Below are 15937 nucleotides of genomic sequence, written 5' to 3'. Positions count from 1 at the left end.
CGCCGAAGCGGGTTTTTTGTCGATCAGGTCACAAATCAATCAGAGCTCGGCGAAGCACTCTTCGATGATTGCCAGACCTTTGTCCAGTTGCTCGTCCGGCGAGGTCAACGGTACCAGTACCCGCAAAACGTTGCCGTAGGTGCCACACGACAGCAGGATCAAGCCCTTGTCACGCGCCTTGGCCACAACGGCTGCTACGGCAGTCGGGTTCGGCTTGTGCGTGTCGCCGTTTTCGAACAGCTCGACTGCGATCATCGCGCCCAAGGCACGTACTTCGCCGATCACCGGGTACTTGGCCTGGATAGCTTTGAGGCCCGTCACCAGACGCTCGCCGACCGCTTTGCAGCGATCCAGCAGGTGCTCTTCTTCGAACACTTCCATCACGGCCAGGGCCGCGGCGCAAGCGATCGGGCTACCGGCATAAGTACCGCCCAAGCCGCCTGGGGCGATAGCGTCCATGTATTCGGCCTTGCCGCACACACCGGCCAGCGGGAAGCCGCCGGCGATGGATTTGGCGAAGGTGGTCAGGTCGGCGGCAACGCCCATCTGCTCCATGGCGAAGAAGGTGCCGGTACGGCCAGCGCCCGTTTGAACTTCGTCAGCGATCAACAGAATGCCGTGCTGGTCGCACAAAGCGCGCAGACGCTTCATGAACTCTTTAGGCGCAACATAGAAACCACCTTCGCCCTGAACCGGCTCGATGATGATCGCAGCGATGTCACGCGGCTCGGCGTCGTTCTTGAAGATGCGTTCGATGCTGGCGATCGAATCGTCGATGCTCACGCCGTGCAGTTCATTCGGGTACAGCGCGCGGAAGATGCCGCCTGGCATCAGGCCCATGCCGGCCGAGTAAGGCACGACTTTACCGGTCAGGCCCAGGGTCATCATGGTGCGACCGTGGTAAGCGCCGGTGAACGCGATCACACCGGCACGGCCAGTGGCGGCGCGGGCGATCTTGATCGAGTTTTCCACAGCTTCGGAGCCGGTGGTCACCAGCAGGGTTTTCTTGGCGAAATCACCCGGCACCTTGGCGTTGATTTTTTCGCACACTTCCACGTACGGCTCGTAGGCCAGTACCTGGAAGCAGGTATGGGTCAGCTTGTTCAGCTGTTCGGTCACGGCGGCGATGATTTTCGGGTGCACGTGACCGGTGTTCAGCACGGCGATACCGCCGGCGAAGTCGATGAACTCGCGACCTTCAACGTCGGTCACGGTGGCGTTCTTCGCGTGGTCGGCGAAGATCGGGTGAATCTGGCCAACACCGCGCGGTACAGCGGCGGTGCGGCGGGCCATCAACTCAGCATTAGTCTTGCTCATACATTCCTCATTCGCCGCTCATCGGTCGGCGTGGTTCAAGGATTAAGTGGCGGGGAAGCAACTACGGCAGCATGCGATGATCGACTGCCACAGCGTTCCCGGCCACAGAGAAAATTCCGTTTGAAGCGTCGCAAAGGGACAGCGCTCTCGTGCCCTTTGCGCTTGAAGCATTGCCTTAGATGCCCAGGCAGAGGTATTTGATTTCCAGGTAATCTTCGATGCCGTACTTGGAGCCTTCACGGCCCAGGCCCGACGCCTTGATGCCGCCGAACGGTGCGACTTCGTTGGAGATCAACCCGGTGTTGACGCCAACCATGCCGTATTCCAGGGCTTCAGCCACACGGAACACACGGCCCAGGTCGCGCGCATAGAAGTACGAGGCCAGACCGAACTCGGTGTCGTTGGACATCGCGATCACGTCAGCTTCATCTTTGAAGCGGAACAGAGGCGCCAATGGACCAAAGGTTTCTTCCTTGGCCACGGCCGCGTTGTTCGGCACGTTGGTCAGAATGGTCGGCTCGAAGAAGTTGCCTTGCATGCTCTTGCCGCCCGCCAGCACGGTGGCGCCTTTGCCGACGGCGTCAGCGATGTGCTCTTGCACCTTGGCCACGGCTTTCTCGTCGATAAGCGGGCCAGTGGTGGTGCCGTCTTCCAGACCGTTACCGATCTTGAGTTTGGCCACGGCCACTTTCAGTTTTTCGGCGAACGCGTCGTAGACCGAATCCTGAATGTACAGGCGGTTGGCGCAGACGCAGGTCTGGCCGTTGTTGCGGTACTTGGAAATGATCGCGCCTTCGACGGCCTTATCCAGGTCCGCGTCGTCGAACACGATGAACGGCGCGTTACCGCCCAGCTCCAGCGACACTTTCTTGATGTCCTTGGCGCATTCGGTCATCAACTGACGACCGATTTCGGTCGAGCCGGTGAAGGACAGTTTGCGCACGATCGGGTTGCCGGTCAGCTCGCTGCCGATATCGCCAGCGCTGCCGGTCACCACACTGAACACGCCGTTCGGAATACCGGCACGCTGAGCCAGCTCAGCCAGGGCGAACGCCGAGAACGGGGTTTGCGAAGCCGGCTTGAGCACCATGGTGCAACCAGCGGCCAGGGCCGGGCCGGCTTTACGGGTGATCATTGCGGCCGGGAAGTTCCACGGAGTAATCGCAGCGGTCACGCCGATCGGCTGCTTGATCACGATCAGGCGCTTGTCTGGCTGGTGGCCCGGAATCACATCACCGTAAACGCGCTTTGCCTCTTCGGCAAACCACTCGATAAAGGAAGCGGCGTAAACGATCTCGCCCTTGGCTTCAGCCAATGGCTTGCCCTGCTCCAGGGTCATCAGACGCGCCAGGTCGTCCTGATTCTCGATGATCAGCTCGAACCAGCGACGCAACTTGTTCGCCCGCTCCTTGGCGGTCAGGCTACGCCAGGCCGGCAGCGCTTTATCAGCGGCTTCGATCGCACGGCGGGTTTCGGCAGCGCCCATTTTCGGCACAGTGCCCAGAATTTCGCCCGTTGCCGGGTTATTGACCTTGATCGTCTGACCGTTGTCCGCATCAACCCAAGCGCCATCGATAAAGGCTTGCTGGCGGAACAACTGGGTGTCTTTAAGCTGCATGTCGGCTTTCCTTAACAGCACCGCGCGAGGCGGAGCGAATTATGATTGTAGAAAGGCGCCTTATAGGCTGCCGTCAGGGAAATCATTCACCGGGCTGAAGCACATAAATAGCGCACAAATCGAACTCGTGCGGTTCAGCACCCAGACAAGAGCGTTTGAAATCTCAAACGAATCCTAGGATCAAAGGGGGTAAAGGACAATAGGCTGTTCGAAAAAAAGAACGAAAACGCCGCATTTGCCTATTTTTTCTGATCAGCGTAGCAAACGCAGGTTACGCTTTAGAAAAACGCAGGCTATTCAGCGGCATGGACGCCCGCAGCGCATATGAGTATCATGGCGCCCGCATCGCACCAGTAGCTCAGCTGGATAGAGTACTGCCCTCCGAAGGCAGGGGTCGTGGGTTCGAATCCCGCCTGGTGCACCATATGTAGAAGTGAGAAAGCCTCAGGCCGTAGGGTCTGGGGCTTTTTTGTGCCCGGCAAAATCAAAGGAGACCTTACCTGGAAAGCCTTCTTTTCGAACTGTCACTCAATAGAAAATTTCACTTCGAATAGCCTGTATGACAATACTCGACAATCGCTCAGTCAACGGATCAGGATTAGCCTCTCGCCTATGCAGGGTCAGGGCTATAGAAGGTAACGGTGGCAACCCTCGTTCGTCGGCGATCAAGAGCTCGGTGCCAGGCTGCAAACCCAAGGCCGTTCTGATCGTGTAACCCAAGCCCGCCTCGGTCGCCGCCGACAAGCCGTTGAGGCAGGAGCTGGTGAACGACAGCAACCAGGGAATCCCTTCGCGAGTCAGCGCTTCAGTGGCCATCGAATGGAACGGACAGGGCGCGTCGAACGCGATAATGGGCAACGGCGTTCCTGATTCGATACGCCAGTCAAGGTACTGGTGAGAAGAGCCTATCCACTGCATGGGCAGTTCCGCCACCCTCTCCTGATACCCGGCTCTATTGACGTCCCCCCACACCACCGCGAGGTCGAGCGAGCCATTTTCGATCCGGCTCAGCAGATCAGCATTGCGCGCAATCCGGGCCTCGACTCGAACATCCGGATGGGCCCTGGCGAACCGACCGAGCACGGTTGGCAAGAAGCTGCTCAGGTCCTCCTGAAGCCCAAGACGTACCCACCCCTTGAGCTTGAGCTCGGAAACAGCCGTGATCGTCTCATCGTTCAGACTTAAAAGCCGTCGGGAATAATTGAGCAGCACCTCTCCGGTGTCCGTCAGGGCCAGCTTGCGACCTGCTTTTTTGAACAACGGCGAGCCCGCCTGGGCTTCCAGCTTCTTCAATTGGGCGCTGATGGCTGACGTCGAACGAGCGAGCTTTTGCGCCGCCTTGGCAAAGCTGCCCAATTCGACCCCGGTGACGAAACTGCGCATGACATCTAAATCGAAATTTACCGGTCTCATGACAATCCTGTTTTTCGGGACGAACACGCAAAATAATTTGATATTCGAGACGATACTCTCATGCGAGTCTTTTAACCCACAACTATTGAACTGGTGGGATTCTTATGCCTGTAGATAACGGTCACCGCTGGAAAGTGCTTGGCGTCGGCGTTGCGGCCAATGCAAGCTTTTCCAGTGTAGTGGGGGGACTACCCGCGACAGCTGTCTATATGAGAGCAACGTATCAACTTGATAACTCCGAGTTGGGGCTTGTTTTGGGAGTTCTAGGTTTGGGCATCGCCGTTAGCGAGATCCCTTGGGGGCTACTGACCGATCGTTGGGGGGATCGTCCTGTTTTGCTGACGGGGCTTCTCACCTCCGGGATCGCCTTGCTGGTACTGGCGATGCTTGCCTTCTCCGCACCCACGGTGGTCTTGCTGGCGGTAGGCCTGTTCGTGGTGGGCTTGCTTGGAAGCAGTGTCAACGGCGCCAGTGGTCGAGCGATCATGGCCTGGTTCAAAGAGGGCGAGCGAGGGTTGGCCATGAGTATTCGGCAAACGGCTGTGCCAGGGGGTTATGCCTTGGGGGCGGTGATGCTGCCCTATCTCGCTCACTCGTACGGATTTGTCGAAGTCTTCACCGCCTCAGCCCTGTTCTGCCTCATCGCAGGCCTGTTTGCGTGGTTCTGGCTGTATGAGCCTGATTTCTCCAGCAATGCTGCGAAAAAGCAGAACCTGGAGGCTAGCAATAGCCCTTTGAAAGACTCGAGGGTCTGGCGAATCGTATTGGCCATCGGCCTGCTCTGCGCACCGCAATTTGCCATTCTCACTTATGCAGCCGTGTTTTTTCATGACTTTGGCAACATCAATATCACGCTGGTTTCCGCTACGTTGGCGGTCATACAAATGGGTGCGATCGTCAGCAGAATCTGGAGCGGGCGCTGGACCGATAAAAACAAAAACCGGCGCAGTTACCTTAAAGCCTGTGCCTGGTTGAGTGCGGTGACCTTTCTAGTGCTGGGCGTTACAGTTTCGGCAACCAGCTTCTACGGCATGAGCGAAACCCCGCTGGTCAGCGCCCTGATCATTGGTGTGATGGTCATTGCCGGGATCAGCGTGTCCGCCTGGCACGGCGTTGCCTACACAGAACTTGCCACACTGGCAGGGGCCAATCGGGCTGGCACAGCCTTGGCCATGGGCAACACCTGCGTCTTTGTCGTGCTGTTCGCGACGCCCATCGCTGCGTCCGCCCTCATGACTCATTTCTCCTGGGGCGTGGTGTGGCTGGCAGCTGCCTTTTGTGCATTGTTGACGGTGCCGCTCTTTCCCCGCACAGGTGAGCGTCCGTCACGCACAAGATGTGTTAGGCGGACGCTTACAGTCAGGCATGCACTTCACGATCAAGAACGTCCGCTACCCACTGATTGATACTCTTGTGGGCTAGCTGCGCTTTTACGGCGACAGTTGCGTGGAGTGCCGGCGCTAAACGCAGACTGAGATGGCCAGAATAGGGCTTCTGCGGCGCACGTCTGAGCTTGGCGCAAGTATCCAGATAATCAGTGACGGCCTCTTCGAATGCATTTCGAAGCTCCTGTACCGACTCGCCGTGAAACCCAACGACATCTCTAATACCAGCGATATGGCCGACAAACAGACCATCTTCCTCGCTGTATTCAATTCGGGCGGCATAGCCTTTGTAATTCATTACGCTCATGGGGTGACTCCTGCTTGTTCTAGGAAAGCCCGAGCATCACGAACCTGGTAGGGCTTTGCTTCTTTGTCCGGGTGTGGTCGGTGAAAGGTGGCGGATGAACCAGTCGCTGCCGATGCTCATCGCCTTACCCCACAACATTTTCTGGGTAGTTCTTGGGGTAGTTTCTTGGGCGGTTTCTTGGGTAGTCAGCGGAGCTGCTGCTACCTTCCCCTACACCTGTTGCGTAAAACACGCCTAGATGGACTCAAGGTCAAACAGCATTTATCAATGACAAAAAACCGCCGAAGCGGTTTTTTCATTCTGTCGTCCAGTCAAACTCGTCGTAATCATCATCCTCTTCATCCTCAAACACTTCATCATCAAGAACGTCTTCCTCAAGATCATCTTCTGCCTGCTTCGCCAGAAGAAACTCCTTGCGACTCTCAGTCACTGCTCGCCGCAGTTCCTCACCCTTCACCGGGCAGTTGAGCATTTGGGCGATGCGGTCGATTTTTTGTGCCACGGCATCCTCCAACGCATCGACTATGGGCCGATAGTGCGCGCTTTCGGGTGTCGATGCCAAATTTGCCGATCGCTGTTCACTTCATTTCTTCTGCAAATCCTTGAGTCGGGCCGTGAGGTTTTCCTTGGGGAAGCGCTTGTGCAATGTCGTCAGCAGCGCCTCGGCCGCTTCGCTTTGACCGGCTTCTTGCAGGCGTATCACTTCACGTAATTGATCATCCAGTGACTTGGCCGGCGCGGCGGCGCGTTTGCTGAGTTTGGTTTCGTCAGCCATTTCGCTGTTGATCGATTCGCGCTGCAGCGGTGCAGAAAACTCCGCCATGGGCGCAGCCGGTGCCGGGGCGGACATTGCTCCGGCCGGTGCAGCAGGTTCATGCACTTCAGCCGCTTCCTGTTTGGAGAGCGGTGCGGAGGCTTTGGGCGCAGGTGCGAAGTCATAACTCGGCAGTTGTTCCGACGGGCGCTGCACCAACGCCAGCATCAGCGCAACGCCGACGAGGCTGGCGAACGCAACCTGCCAACGGGGTTGTTGGCAAGCGCGGAGCCAGCGCTGCCACAGGTTCGGCTTCGGCGCGGGGGCTTCGCGTTGGGCTGTTGCGAGGATGAAGGCGTCGAGATGCGCCGGTGGTTCGCCGCTGCTGTGATCGCGAAAATGCTTGAGCACTTCATCGTCCGGCGATGGCGGTGTTTGTCGGGCGTCAGTCATGTCAGTACCTCCTCGGCCAGCAGCCGACGCAGTTTTTGCTGGGCGTAGCGCAAGCGGCTTTTTACGGTTTCCAGCGGGGTTTCGGTGAGGGTGGCGATCTGCGGCAGGTCAAGATCGCCGTGGGCGCGCAGCAGGAACACTTCGCGCTGGTCGGCGGGCAGGGTTTGCAGGGCGGCTTCGAGGCGTTGACCGTCGCGGCTCAGGCTTAGCAGTTGTTCGGGGTCGGCTGCGTCATCAATCATGGCGTGAGCTTGTTCGTCATAGCTGTCGTGCAACGGGTTGTGAATGCCGTGCTTGCGCCAGTGATCGATCAGTCGGTTGCGGGCAATCTGGTAGAGCCAGGTACGAAAATTCGCTCGGCCTTGTGGCTGACTGGTGCTGCGGATCAGGCTCAGCCAGGTTTCCTGATACACCTCTTCGGCCAGTTCGGGCTTGCCGCTGAGGCCGAGGAGGAATCGATAAAGACCCTGGCGATGGCGGGCGTACAAAACTTCGAACGCCGGCCCGTCGCCCGAGCGGTAGCGCGCCAGCAGCGATTCATCGCTGCCGGCGGCGGAGCTGATTGCAGGATCGGACATGTCAGTGCTGGCCTCTCTCACTCGATCCGGTTGTCGTTGGATGGTTGATTCGAGGCCATCGAGGCTCGCAGGCTCTGCGCCAATTCCACCAATTGCACGAACTCCGCGCGCAGGCCGAATTGATCGTCACCCCGGGCACCACGGGCCAGGGCTTCGGTGTCCTTCAGGCTGAAATCGCCGGTGTAGCGCCCGTCCTTGAGCTGCTGGGAAAAGGCCGCGACGGCGGCGGCAAAGCGCAGATCGTCGCTGGCGACGGAGAGTTTGCCGGCCTCACCTTTCAGGATTGGCCGCTCGATCAAGCGACTGTTCCCCCCTTCCGGCAACTGATAACGCACTCGCAGCATCGCCAATTCTCCGGTTTTTGCGGAAACATCGGCCCCAGGATTGCCATAGCGCAATGGCTCCAGCCAGCCCTTCTCGCCCTTGGGGACAATTTCATACAGCGCGGTCACCGTATGTCCTGCACCAATTTCTCCGGCGTCGACTTTGTCGTTGCTGAAATCCTCACGCTTCAAGGCGCGATTCTCATAACCCAGCAGCCGATATTCGCTGACCTGCGCCGGGTTGAACTCCACCTGCAGCTTCACGTTTTTCGCCACCACCGCCAGGGTCGAGCCGAGCTGATCGACCAGCACTTTGCGCGCCTCGCGCAGGTTGTCGATGTAGGCGTAGTTGCCGTCGCCTGCGTCGGCCAGTTGTTCCATCAGGTGCTCATTGTAGTTATCCACACCAAAACCCAGGGTGGTCAGAGACACGCCAGTCTTACGTTTATCCACAGCCATTTGCTTGAGGCTGTCGAAGTCGCTGATGCCGACGTTGAAGTCACCGTCGGTGGCCAGCAGGATGCGGTTGATGCCTTTGGGGATGAAGGCCTGTTGCGCCATTTGATACGCCAGTTCGATGCCCGACGCGCCGGCGGTCGAGCCGCCTGCGGTCAATTGATCGATGGCAGTACGAATTTTCGCTTTATCCCGTCCGGATGTCGGCTCCAGCACCACGCGAGATTCTCCGGCATACACCACCAGCGAAACCCGGTCCTGCTCGCGCAGTTGATCGATCAGCAATTTCAGGGTGCTTTTGACCAGCGGCAAGCCTTCGCGACGGTCCATGGAGCCGGACACATCCACCAGAAACACCAGGTTCGCCGGGGCGAGTTCCGCCACTGCGCGATCGGATGCCTTGATGCCGATGCGCAATAAGCGGGTATGCGGGTTCCACGGCGACGGCGCCAGCTCGGTGGTCACGCCGAACGGCGAGCCATCGGTGGGCAAGGCGTAGTTGTAGGGGAAATAATTGACCATTTCTTCCAGCCGCACCGCCCCTTCGGGAGGCAAGCGCCCCTGATTGAGCAAGCGCCGGACATTGGCGTAAGCGCCGGTGTCGACATCGGCACTGAAGGTCGACACCGGTGCTTCGGTCACGCTGTGAATCGGGTTATCGGCCAACGCCTGATATTGCTCCCGCTGCTCGTCCCGATAGCCCTGTGGATAAGTCTCACCGGCCGGCACAGGCGCGAACGCGACCGACGATGCCGGTCGTGCGCTGCGCTTGGCCAGCGCGGTGTCCGCCATGACCTCGCTACGCACCAACGCTTCGGTTTTCAGCGGACCTTGAGCCGAAGGCGCAACCGTTGCCGGGCTGTTCGTCTCAGCGTCTGGCGTGGATGAAGCGCCGCAACCGGCAACGGCCAGCAACAATCCGGCGGCGAAACCCTGGGCGGCCGGGCGGAGGTAATGCAGAGGGAGGGACATGGGGCTGACCTCAGGAGGAAATTGACTCATTCATCCTCTGAGACGGACAGCCCGTCAGGTTCGGGTTAATCGCCGGAAAAAATTTTCAGCGGTGATAACGCCGCACCACGCTGCTGTTTTTCAGCACATGGCCTTTGATTTGTTCCATCAGCTGCGCGCGGGTCAGGCCGGCAGGCAAGGCGTCTGGCGCCAGGTCCAGGGCGTAGAGCTGAATGAGGTAGTGATGGGAGCCGTCGCCAACGGGCGGGCAAGGGCCGATGTAACCGGTAGTGCCATTGCTGTTGCTGCCACTTACGCCTTCAAGGGCGGATTTGGCCCCCACACCGGCCGGGATCTGACGTGTCGTGGCCTTGATGCCGTAGTGAATCCAGTGATCGACGCCCAAGCCTTTCTGGCCATCCGGGTCGTGCATGACGATGGCATAGCTGAGGGTGCCCGCAGGGCCGGCATTCCAGCTCAAGGCCGGTGACTGGTTTTTACCGCCACATCCGTTGGCATCACTGGCCGCCACCGACGTGAATAGACGATTGTCCGAAACACCGGGAATGCTGAGGGTGAAACGTTCCTGAGCCTGCGCCGGAAACTGCACACAAAGGGCGACTGCAACGGCCGCCAGCCAAGGGTTCAAAAAGGTCAATCGGGTCATTCCGGAGCACCTGTGCGGGTGAGGCCGTGGTCGGCTGGCAAACTATAGCCGGACCGTTCATGCGCTGGCAGCAGAATTGGCTGAACCTGGGAATAAGCGCCAAACTCCTAAGTGAAACACTTGCCAGGAGATCGATCATGGCCCTGCATCGCGTTGCCCGTTTCGCCGATGTGCCCCAAGACCGTGGCCTTGAAGTCCGGATCGAGGACACGAAAATCGTCTTGCTGCGGGCCGGCGATCAATTGCGCGCCTATCAAGGCGAATGTCCCCACGCCGGGGCACCGCTGGCCGAGGGTGCGCTGTGTCACGGGCGGCTGATCTGCCCATGGCACAAGGCAGCCTATCGGCTCGAAGACGGCGCGTTGTGCGAGCCGCCGTCTCTGGACAGTCTGCGGCGTTACCCGCTTGAAGTGCGCGACGATGAGGTCTGGGTCGATGACCAGCCGATGCCCACCGCCAGCACCCCACCGGCGGACGATAAGCGGACGTTTGTGATCATCGGGGCCGGCGCTGCAGGTACAGCCTGTGCGGCGGCACTGCGGGAGAAAGGTTTCGGCGGCCGGGTGGTGTTGATCGACCGTGAGCCCGAGGCCGGGTATGACCGCACGGTATTGAGCAAATTCGTGATTGCCGGCGAGATGCCGCCCGACGAAGTGCCGCCCCTGCGCGATGAAAGTTTTTATCGCGAACAACGCATTGAACAGATAAACAGCGATGTGATGGGACTGGATGCAGCGAACCGGAGTCTGCGCCTGGCCGATGGTCAATCGTTGAGCTATGACGCCGCCGTGATCGCCACCGGCGGCGCCCCCAATCATCTTTCACTGCCTGGCGCTGATCTGCCGCAGGTATTTGTATTGCGTTCCAAAACGCAGGCGCAGCGGATTCTTTCAGCCGCCAAACCGGGTCAACGAGCAGTGATTGTCGGCGACAGTTTCATTGCTCTGGAGTCTGCCTCATCCCTGCGTGGATACGGCCTGGACGTCACCGTCCTGGCCCGCCATGCCATCCCTTTCGAGGCGCAGTTCGGCGATGCCGTCGGCAAAGCGATTCGTGCCCGGCACGAGGCCAATGGCGTGCGATTCCATACCGATGGCGAGGCTGCGCAGATCGAAGGCACAGGCAAAGTCGAAGCGGTGCTGCTGGACAACGGGCAGCGTTTGCCGGCGGACCTGGTGTTGGTCGGCATTGGCGTCACTCCGGCAACGGCCCCGTTCGCCGATCTGCCAAAAGAAAAAGACCAGTCATTGAAGGTCGATGGTGGAATGCGCGTGACCGACGGCCTCTGGGCTATCGGCGACATTGCAACCTTCCCGCTCAACGGCCAGCCCCAACGGATCGAGCACTGGCGCCTGGCCCAGCAACAGGCGCGAATTGCGGCGGCGAATATGCTCGGCGGCGATGAGCGCTACCTCGATGTACCGTATTTCTGGACCTGGCACTTCGGCAAAAACTACGACTACCTCGGACATGCCGAGGCGTGGGACGAGGTTGAGTTCAAGGGCGACCCTGACCATCCGCCGTTTATTGGTCTGTTCGGCAAGAACGGCGTGGTGGCGGCGGCCGTGGCCTGCGACCAGGAGAGGGCGATGGCAATGCTTGCCGAACGGATGAAACAACCGCTGTCGGTGGATGAGGCCTGGCGCCTGATCAGGGACGTTGGCTGACCGACATCTTCCACATCCCCCCGTAGGAGCTGCCGCAGGCTGCGATCTTTTGATCTTTGGTATATTCAAAACCGCTGAGAATCAAAAGATCGCAGCCTTCGGCAGCTCCTACATAGAGCCGGCCATGCAATGTAGTGAATGACACAACAGGAACATAGCAAGCTCAGACGTGGCTCAGCGGCTCGCGGTTGTCGTCATCCTCGGCTGGCAGGCAGATCACCAGCGCAGGCTCCAGCGGCGCCAGGGGCGGTGACAGCCGGGCCGGGTCAACCGGGATGAAGTGCGTAACGACGTGGCTGACATCGCCATCCTGATCGTTATGAATGGTCATCGAGCCTGGCGTGCGCAGTTTGGCCAATCGGTCGCCGGTCAGCTTGAAGCTTTTGCTGAGCCCCTGATCATCCACCACCGGCGCCGGCAAACGGCGCTGGGCAAAGCGCTTGCTTTTGCGCTGTTGATAACGCGCCCAGGTGATCAGGATCATCGCGTTCAACAACGCCACCCACAGGTAAATCTGCAACGTGCCGAGGGCGTCGAACAATGACACATCAATGCGCGGGCCGGCACGGGTATCGATCAACGGCCACAAACCCTGCACCAGTAAATACAACAGCCCAATCCAGGCAAGCACGGTGAGAAAAACATCGATCATGACCAGAAAGGGTCGCTGCCGGGTTCTGATGATTTTCATTGGATGACTTCCTCTTCATCGTCATTCAGCGGCTTGATGCCCCGGTCGGGGCTGACCCAACGCGCGCGCTTCTGATGTTGGCCGAACAGTACTTTGGGGAAACTGACCAGAGTGGTCAGCAGGCTGATCAACCAGAACACCAGCGGGTACCAGACCACCCAGAACATGGTCCTGCCGAGGCCTTTTTCATAACGGCGGTCGATCAGGAGGCTGACGGCGAATTGCATCAGGCAGACCACTGCCAGCAGCAGCCCGGTAAACGCCGGTGGCATCAGGTGATCGACGGCAATGGCGGGCGGCATCTCGATGAATTTGCCGACACCCCAGAAAATCACCGACAGCAGGAACGTGAACGCCCAACCGGTGGACAGGCAGTATTCGAACAGCAGCGGCCAAAGGTAACGATGGCGGTATTGCCAGATGCCACGGATGTTTTTGAACAGCACCTCGGCGCCGCCCTGGGCCCAGCGCAGACGCTGTTTCCACAGGCCACCGAGGGTTTCCGGCATGAGGATCCAGCACAACGCGCGGGGCTCGTAGAAGATGCTCCAGTGATCCAGTTGCAGCTTCCAGCTGATGTCGATGTCTTCGGTGATCATGTCCGGGCTCCAATAGCCGACCCGGTTCAGCGCCGTGCGACGGAAGGCGACGATCACCCCGGAGACGGTAAAGATCCGCCCGAACACCCGTTGGGTACGCTTGATCAGGCCGATGATCGACGAAAACTCGCCGACCTGCACGCGGCCGATCAAGGTCGAACGGGTGCGGATGCGCGGGTTGCCGGTGACAGCACCGAGGCGTGCATTATCGAGCATCGGCGCCACCAGATACGCCGCAGTGTTCGGCGCCAGCAGCGCGTCACCGTCGATGCACACCAGATACTCGCTGCGCGCTGCAATGGCGCCCATGCGCAGGGCCACAGCCTTGCCCTGATTCTCCGCCAGGTGCAGCACCCGCAGGCGCGGATCCTGCACCGCCAGTGCATCGAGCACCGCGGCGGTGTTGTCTTTGGAGCCGTCGTTGATCGCGATCACTTCGATATTCGGGTAATGCTGGGCCAGCGCCGCATGGATGGTATCGGCCGCGTTATCACCTTCGTTGTAGCAAGGGATCAGGATCGAGATCAGCGGTTCGCCGGCCAGCACTGGCGGCAACGTAGTGTCCTGCCACGGCCAGTGCCGCTCCCAATGCAGCCAGAAATACAGGCCGCCGGCGATCCACAACCCCGACATGAACAGCGGATAGAAGAACACGAAGTCCATCAGGAATTGCCCGGTGAGCAGAAAGATCAGCCCCAGGGGAACCCCGAGGACAATCGCCAGAACCAGCAGGGCTAGAAGTCTGTCCAGCATATTAAGGATTCCACTTGTTGGAGAGCGCGGGCCGCACGGTTTTCAGCTCCGGCTGGTTCTCGAGGAAGTTGTCCGGGTAGTAGCCAAAACTGGTGGCGCCCTGACGCTTGAGGCGGCCCATCCACTCAGCCAACTGTTCGCCGTCGATGTCGGCGTCGGTGCTTTTCGTCCAGTCGCGGGCCTGCAATTCGAACACCGTGCGCTCGAGTGCGCCGGGGCGCGACTTGACCGTCGCCACCAGCGTTTCGAGCCAAGGGCCAGATTGCTGGCGGCTCTGTTTTTCCATGAGTGGCATGGCCATTGGCGCCGTCCAGTCGTAGGCGCTCAGGAAGTCATCGAGGTTCTGCGCGAACCAGGCTTCACTCTCGGGGTTGAGCATTGGCTCGGCGAAAATATTGCGCGCCGTTTTCACTTGCGGGCCACGAATGGCGCGGACTTTGGCGGTCAGTTCGTGAGTGAAATCGATCAGGTAGCGGCTCTTGAATCGCGTCCAGCGTTGCAGGCTGGCCGGGTCGTCACGCAGGGCGGCAATCGAACCCGGCAGACCGTTGGCGGCATAGACCTTCAGGGCTTCGGGGCCAGCGTCTTCGAAGTCCGACAACACCGCGTCATCGTGATAGAGGACGCCGTCGACCGACGTCATGCGCGCCATGTCTTCGTAGATTTCACCAATGATGCGCCGCACGTTCGGGTCGAAGGGCGACAAGCGCTTGTACTGGTCCGGATCGATCGAGGTGACGCCGGTTTTCGGGTCCCAGCGGGTAACTCGTGGCAGCTTCGAATCGAGGGCAAAACTCAGCACCGGCATCCAGGCATAGACTTTGACGTTAGCCCGAGTACGCAACTGCCAGGCCACGCGGTCGAAGATATCGGCGCGCATCGGCAGGTGCCGGTTGGGGAAATACAGCGAATGCACCAGGCCATCGCCGGCAGGGTCGGCGAAGGCTTGCAGGAACACCGTGTTGGCGCCCATGTCGGCCATGCGCTGGATCAGTTTGCCGAGGTTGATTTCCTGTTGGGCCGGGTCCGGGTCGTAGACGTTGTCCAGGTCCACATGCACCACGCGCATCGGCGATTCGGCCTGCACAGAAACGATGCTGTTGGCGAAGTGCTCACCATCCGGATCGGAGGCCACCAAAAAGCGCGGGCTGCTCATCAGGTTGTCGAGGGCATCGAGGCCGTCTTCCAGAGTCAGGGCCATCTGATAGCCCTGCTCGTTGATCACTTGCAGCGAGGTGCCGTCCGCCGCGCCGTAGGGCCAGACCCAGACACGGGGCTTGTAGCCGGTGACCTTGCGAATCTTCTCCGAGATGGCCGCCACGTCGGCGCGCATCCGGGCCTGGAATTGGGCTTCGGTTTCATAGCGACCGCTAGCCGCGTCATAGCGCCGGGTCGCGGCCGCTGGTTGCAGGTTGCCTTGCGGGTTGGCCAACACGCCTTTGTGACTGGCGTCGGTGTGGGCGGCGATTTCCACCAGACCGGACCGGGAAATCTCGCGGATCTGCTCCCAGGTCAGGAAGTCCGAACGCTGCCGTGGTGTGCCGGCGAAATCCACTGGCTGATTCAGCGGCGTATCGATCCACACCCCCACCGGCGCCAGCAAGGCGGGCCAGTTATAGGCGCGCAGCACCGGCAACACGCGGGTGTAGAAGCTCGAATAGCCATCGTCGAAACTCAACACGATCGCCCGCGGCGGCAGCTCGGGGCCGCCGTTGCGCGCGGCCATGATCTGATCGATGGTGACCGGCTTGTAGTTGTTCTCCCGCAGCCACGCCAGTTGCTCGATCAGCCGTTCGGTGCGCACGGCCACCACCGCCTGATCGGGGTCACGGTCTTCGACGTCGTGGTAAGAAATCCCCAGTACGTGGTTTTTTGGCCAAGGCTTTTCATTGGCCGGCATCGGGCGTTCGGACGGTGGTGCGAAGGCCGGAGCTTGCTGGGCGCAGGCGCTGATCAACAGCGCTCCCAGCAAAAGGATGAAACGCGAAATAAAAGGCATCTTCAA

At 59.8% G+C, this 15937-nt stretch carries 14 protein-coding genes, 1 tRNA gene and 1 pseudogene; 3 read left to right on the top strand and 13 right to left on the bottom strand.

All coding sequences use genetic code 11. The annotated features are described in order from the left end of the window. Positions 1 to 39: 39 nt before the first annotated feature. Both gabT and gabD read right to left on the bottom strand, forming a co-directional pair. Positions 40 to 1317 carry a 4-aminobutyrate--2-oxoglutarate transaminase gene (gene gabT, locus FHW68_RS23435; RefSeq protein WP_095633569.1) on the bottom strand — a complete coding sequence of 426 codons (1278 nt, stop codon included), beginning with the start codon at positions 1315 to 1317 and terminating at the stop codon, positions 40 to 42. Between the two features lie 175 nt (positions 1318 to 1492). After that, positions 1493 to 2935 (bottom strand): NADP-dependent succinate-semialdehyde dehydrogenase, encoded by a 1443-nt coding sequence (gene gabD / locus FHW68_RS23430; RefSeq protein ID WP_018929370.1) that lies wholly within the window; start codon positions 2933 to 2935, stop codon positions 1493 to 1495. 347 nt (positions 2936 to 3282) lie between these two features. Here gabD and FHW68_RS23425 point away from each other — a divergent pair. Further along, a tRNA-Arg gene (locus FHW68_RS23425) sits at positions 3283 to 3359 on the top strand. Positions 3360 to 3463: 104 nt separating this feature from the next. On the opposite strand, the gene FHW68_RS23420 is transcribed toward FHW68_RS23425, so the two are convergent. Then, a complete protein-coding gene (locus FHW68_RS23420) occupies positions 3464 to 4348 on the bottom strand; it encodes a LysR substrate-binding domain-containing protein (protein ID WP_095633570.1) in 885 nt (294 codons plus the stop codon). Between the two features lie 104 nt (positions 4349 to 4452). On the opposite strand from FHW68_RS23420, the gene FHW68_RS23415 reads away from it, so the two are divergent. Next, complete coding sequence (locus FHW68_RS23415; RefSeq protein WP_256582874.1) at positions 4453 to 5754, top strand: MFS transporter; 1302 nt, start codon at positions 4453 to 4455, stop codon at positions 5752 to 5754. Here the strand turns inward: FHW68_RS23415 and FHW68_RS23410 are convergent. The 7 genes and pseudogenes from FHW68_RS23410 to FHW68_RS23385 form a co-directional block, all read right to left on the bottom strand. Beyond that, positions 5708 to 6040 carry a type II toxin-antitoxin system HicB family antitoxin gene (locus tag FHW68_RS23410; RefSeq protein WP_095633571.1) on the bottom strand — a complete coding sequence of 111 codons (333 nt, stop codon included), beginning with the start codon at positions 6038 to 6040 and terminating at the stop codon, positions 5708 to 5710. The two genes, FHW68_RS23415 and FHW68_RS23410, sit on opposite strands and share 47 nt — an antisense overlap. Further along, a pseudogene (locus tag FHW68_RS27345) lies at positions 6037 to 6141 on the bottom strand (type II toxin-antitoxin system HicA family toxin); the annotation flags it as partial. The pseudogene FHW68_RS27345 and the gene FHW68_RS23410, both read right to left, overlap by 4 nt. A 194-nt stretch (positions 6142 to 6335) precedes the next feature. Further along, positions 6336 to 6602: a hypothetical protein gene (locus FHW68_RS23405; protein ID WP_221217253.1), complete on the bottom strand. Its 267-nt coding sequence runs from the start codon at positions 6600 to 6602 to the stop codon at positions 6336 to 6338. Positions 6603 to 6623: 21 nt separating this feature from the next. Continuing rightward, entirely contained in the window at positions 6624 to 7247 is a 624-nt protein-coding gene (locus tag FHW68_RS23400; RefSeq protein ID WP_095633573.1) for a hypothetical protein, read from the bottom strand. Beyond that, complete coding sequence (locus tag FHW68_RS23395) at positions 7244 to 7825, bottom strand: RNA polymerase sigma factor (protein WP_095633574.1); 582 nt, start codon at positions 7823 to 7825, stop codon at positions 7244 to 7246. The genes FHW68_RS23400 and FHW68_RS23395 overlap by 4 nt, the downstream gene beginning before the upstream one ends. A 17-nt stretch (positions 7826 to 7842) precedes the next feature. Beyond that, on the bottom strand, positions 7843 to 9576 hold the full coding sequence (locus FHW68_RS23390) for a VWA domain-containing protein (protein WP_095633575.1): 1734 nt from the start codon (positions 9574 to 9576) through the stop codon (positions 7843 to 7845). 85 nt (positions 9577 to 9661) lie between these two features. Continuing rightward, positions 9662 to 10222: a YbhB/YbcL family Raf kinase inhibitor-like protein gene (locus tag FHW68_RS23385; protein WP_095633576.1), complete on the bottom strand. Its 561-nt coding sequence runs from the start codon at positions 10220 to 10222 to the stop codon at positions 9662 to 9664. Between the two features lie 137 nt (positions 10223 to 10359). Between FHW68_RS23385 and FHW68_RS23380 the strand changes: the two genes are divergently transcribed. Beyond that, complete coding sequence (locus FHW68_RS23380) at positions 10360 to 11889, top strand: apoptosis inducing factor family protein (RefSeq protein WP_095633577.1); 1530 nt, start codon at positions 10360 to 10362, stop codon at positions 11887 to 11889. Between the two features lie 163 nt (positions 11890 to 12052). On the opposite strand, the gene pgaD is transcribed toward FHW68_RS23380, so the two are convergent. Genes pgaD through pgaB form a run of 3 tightly spaced genes read right to left on the bottom strand, consistent with a single transcriptional unit; the run spans position 12053 to position 15931 of the window. Continuing rightward, a complete protein-coding gene (pgaD, locus tag FHW68_RS23375; protein ID WP_183683338.1) occupies positions 12053 to 12580 on the bottom strand; it encodes a poly-beta-1,6-N-acetyl-D-glucosamine biosynthesis protein PgaD in 528 nt (175 codons plus the stop codon). Further along, positions 12577 to 13932, bottom strand: a complete 1356-nt coding sequence (pgaC, locus tag FHW68_RS23370) for a poly-beta-1,6-N-acetyl-D-glucosamine synthase (RefSeq protein ID WP_095633579.1) — start codon at positions 13930 to 13932, stop codon at positions 12577 to 12579. The genes pgaD and pgaC overlap by 4 nt, the downstream gene beginning before the upstream one ends. A 1-nt stretch (position 13933) precedes the next feature. Continuing rightward, positions 13934 to 15931: a poly-beta-1,6-N-acetyl-D-glucosamine N-deacetylase PgaB gene (gene pgaB, locus FHW68_RS23365; RefSeq protein WP_183683336.1), complete on the bottom strand. Its 1998-nt coding sequence runs from the start codon at positions 15929 to 15931 to the stop codon at positions 13934 to 13936. Between the last annotated feature and the right edge of the window lie 6 nt (positions 15932 to 15937).

Source organism: Pseudomonas sp. Tn43, assembly GCF_014192635.1.
In the GTDB taxonomy this organism is placed as follows: Bacteria; Pseudomonadota; Gammaproteobacteria; order Pseudomonadales; family Pseudomonadaceae; genus Aquipseudomonas.
The sequence above is the reverse complement of the archived record's forward strand: the minus strand, read 5'-3'. Positions and strand labels throughout refer to the sequence as shown.

Excerpts from the sequence above, each read along its gene's own strand:
- gabT (WP_095633569.1), bottom strand. The coding sequence starts at position 1,317 with ATGAGCAAGACTAATGCTGAGTTGATGGCCCGCCGCACCGCCGCTGTA.
- gabD (WP_018929370.1), bottom strand. The coding sequence starts at position 2,935 with ATGCAGCTTAAAGACACCCAGTTGTTCCGCCAGCAAGCCTTTATCGAT.
- FHW68_RS23420 (WP_095633570.1), bottom strand. The coding sequence starts at position 4,348 with ATGAGACCGGTAAATTTCGATTTAGATGTCATGCGCAGTTTCGTCACC.
- FHW68_RS23415 (WP_256582874.1), top strand. The coding sequence starts at position 4,453 with ATGCCTGTAGATAACGGTCACCGCTGGAAAGTGCTTGGCGTCGGCGTT.
- FHW68_RS23410 (WP_095633571.1), bottom strand. The coding sequence starts at position 6,040 with ATGAGCGTAATGAATTACAAAGGCTATGCCGCCCGAATTGAATACAGC.
- FHW68_RS23400 (WP_095633573.1), bottom strand. The coding sequence starts at position 7,247 with ATGACTGACGCCCGACAAACACCGCCATCGCCGGACGATGAAGTGCTC.
- FHW68_RS23395 (WP_095633574.1), bottom strand. The coding sequence starts at position 7,825 with ATGTCCGATCCTGCAATCAGCTCCGCCGCCGGCAGCGATGAATCGCTG.
- FHW68_RS23390 (WP_095633575.1), bottom strand. The coding sequence starts at position 9,576 with ATGTCCCTCCCTCTGCATTACCTCCGCCCGGCCGCCCAGGGTTTCGCC.
- FHW68_RS23385 (WP_095633576.1), bottom strand. The coding sequence starts at position 10,222 with ATGACCCGATTGACCTTTTTGAACCCTTGGCTGGCGGCCGTTGCAGTC.
- FHW68_RS23380 (WP_095633577.1), top strand. The coding sequence starts at position 10,360 with ATGGCCCTGCATCGCGTTGCCCGTTTCGCCGATGTGCCCCAAGACCGT.
- pgaD (WP_183683338.1), bottom strand. The coding sequence starts at position 12,580 with ATGAAAATCATCAGAACCCGGCAGCGACCCTTTCTGGTCATGATCGAT.
- pgaC (WP_095633579.1), bottom strand. The coding sequence starts at position 13,932 with ATGCTGGACAGACTTCTAGCCCTGCTGGTTCTGGCGATTGTCCTCGGG.
- pgaB (WP_183683336.1), bottom strand. The coding sequence starts at position 15,931 with ATGCCTTTTATTTCGCGTTTCATCCTTTTGCTGGGAGCGCTGTTGATC.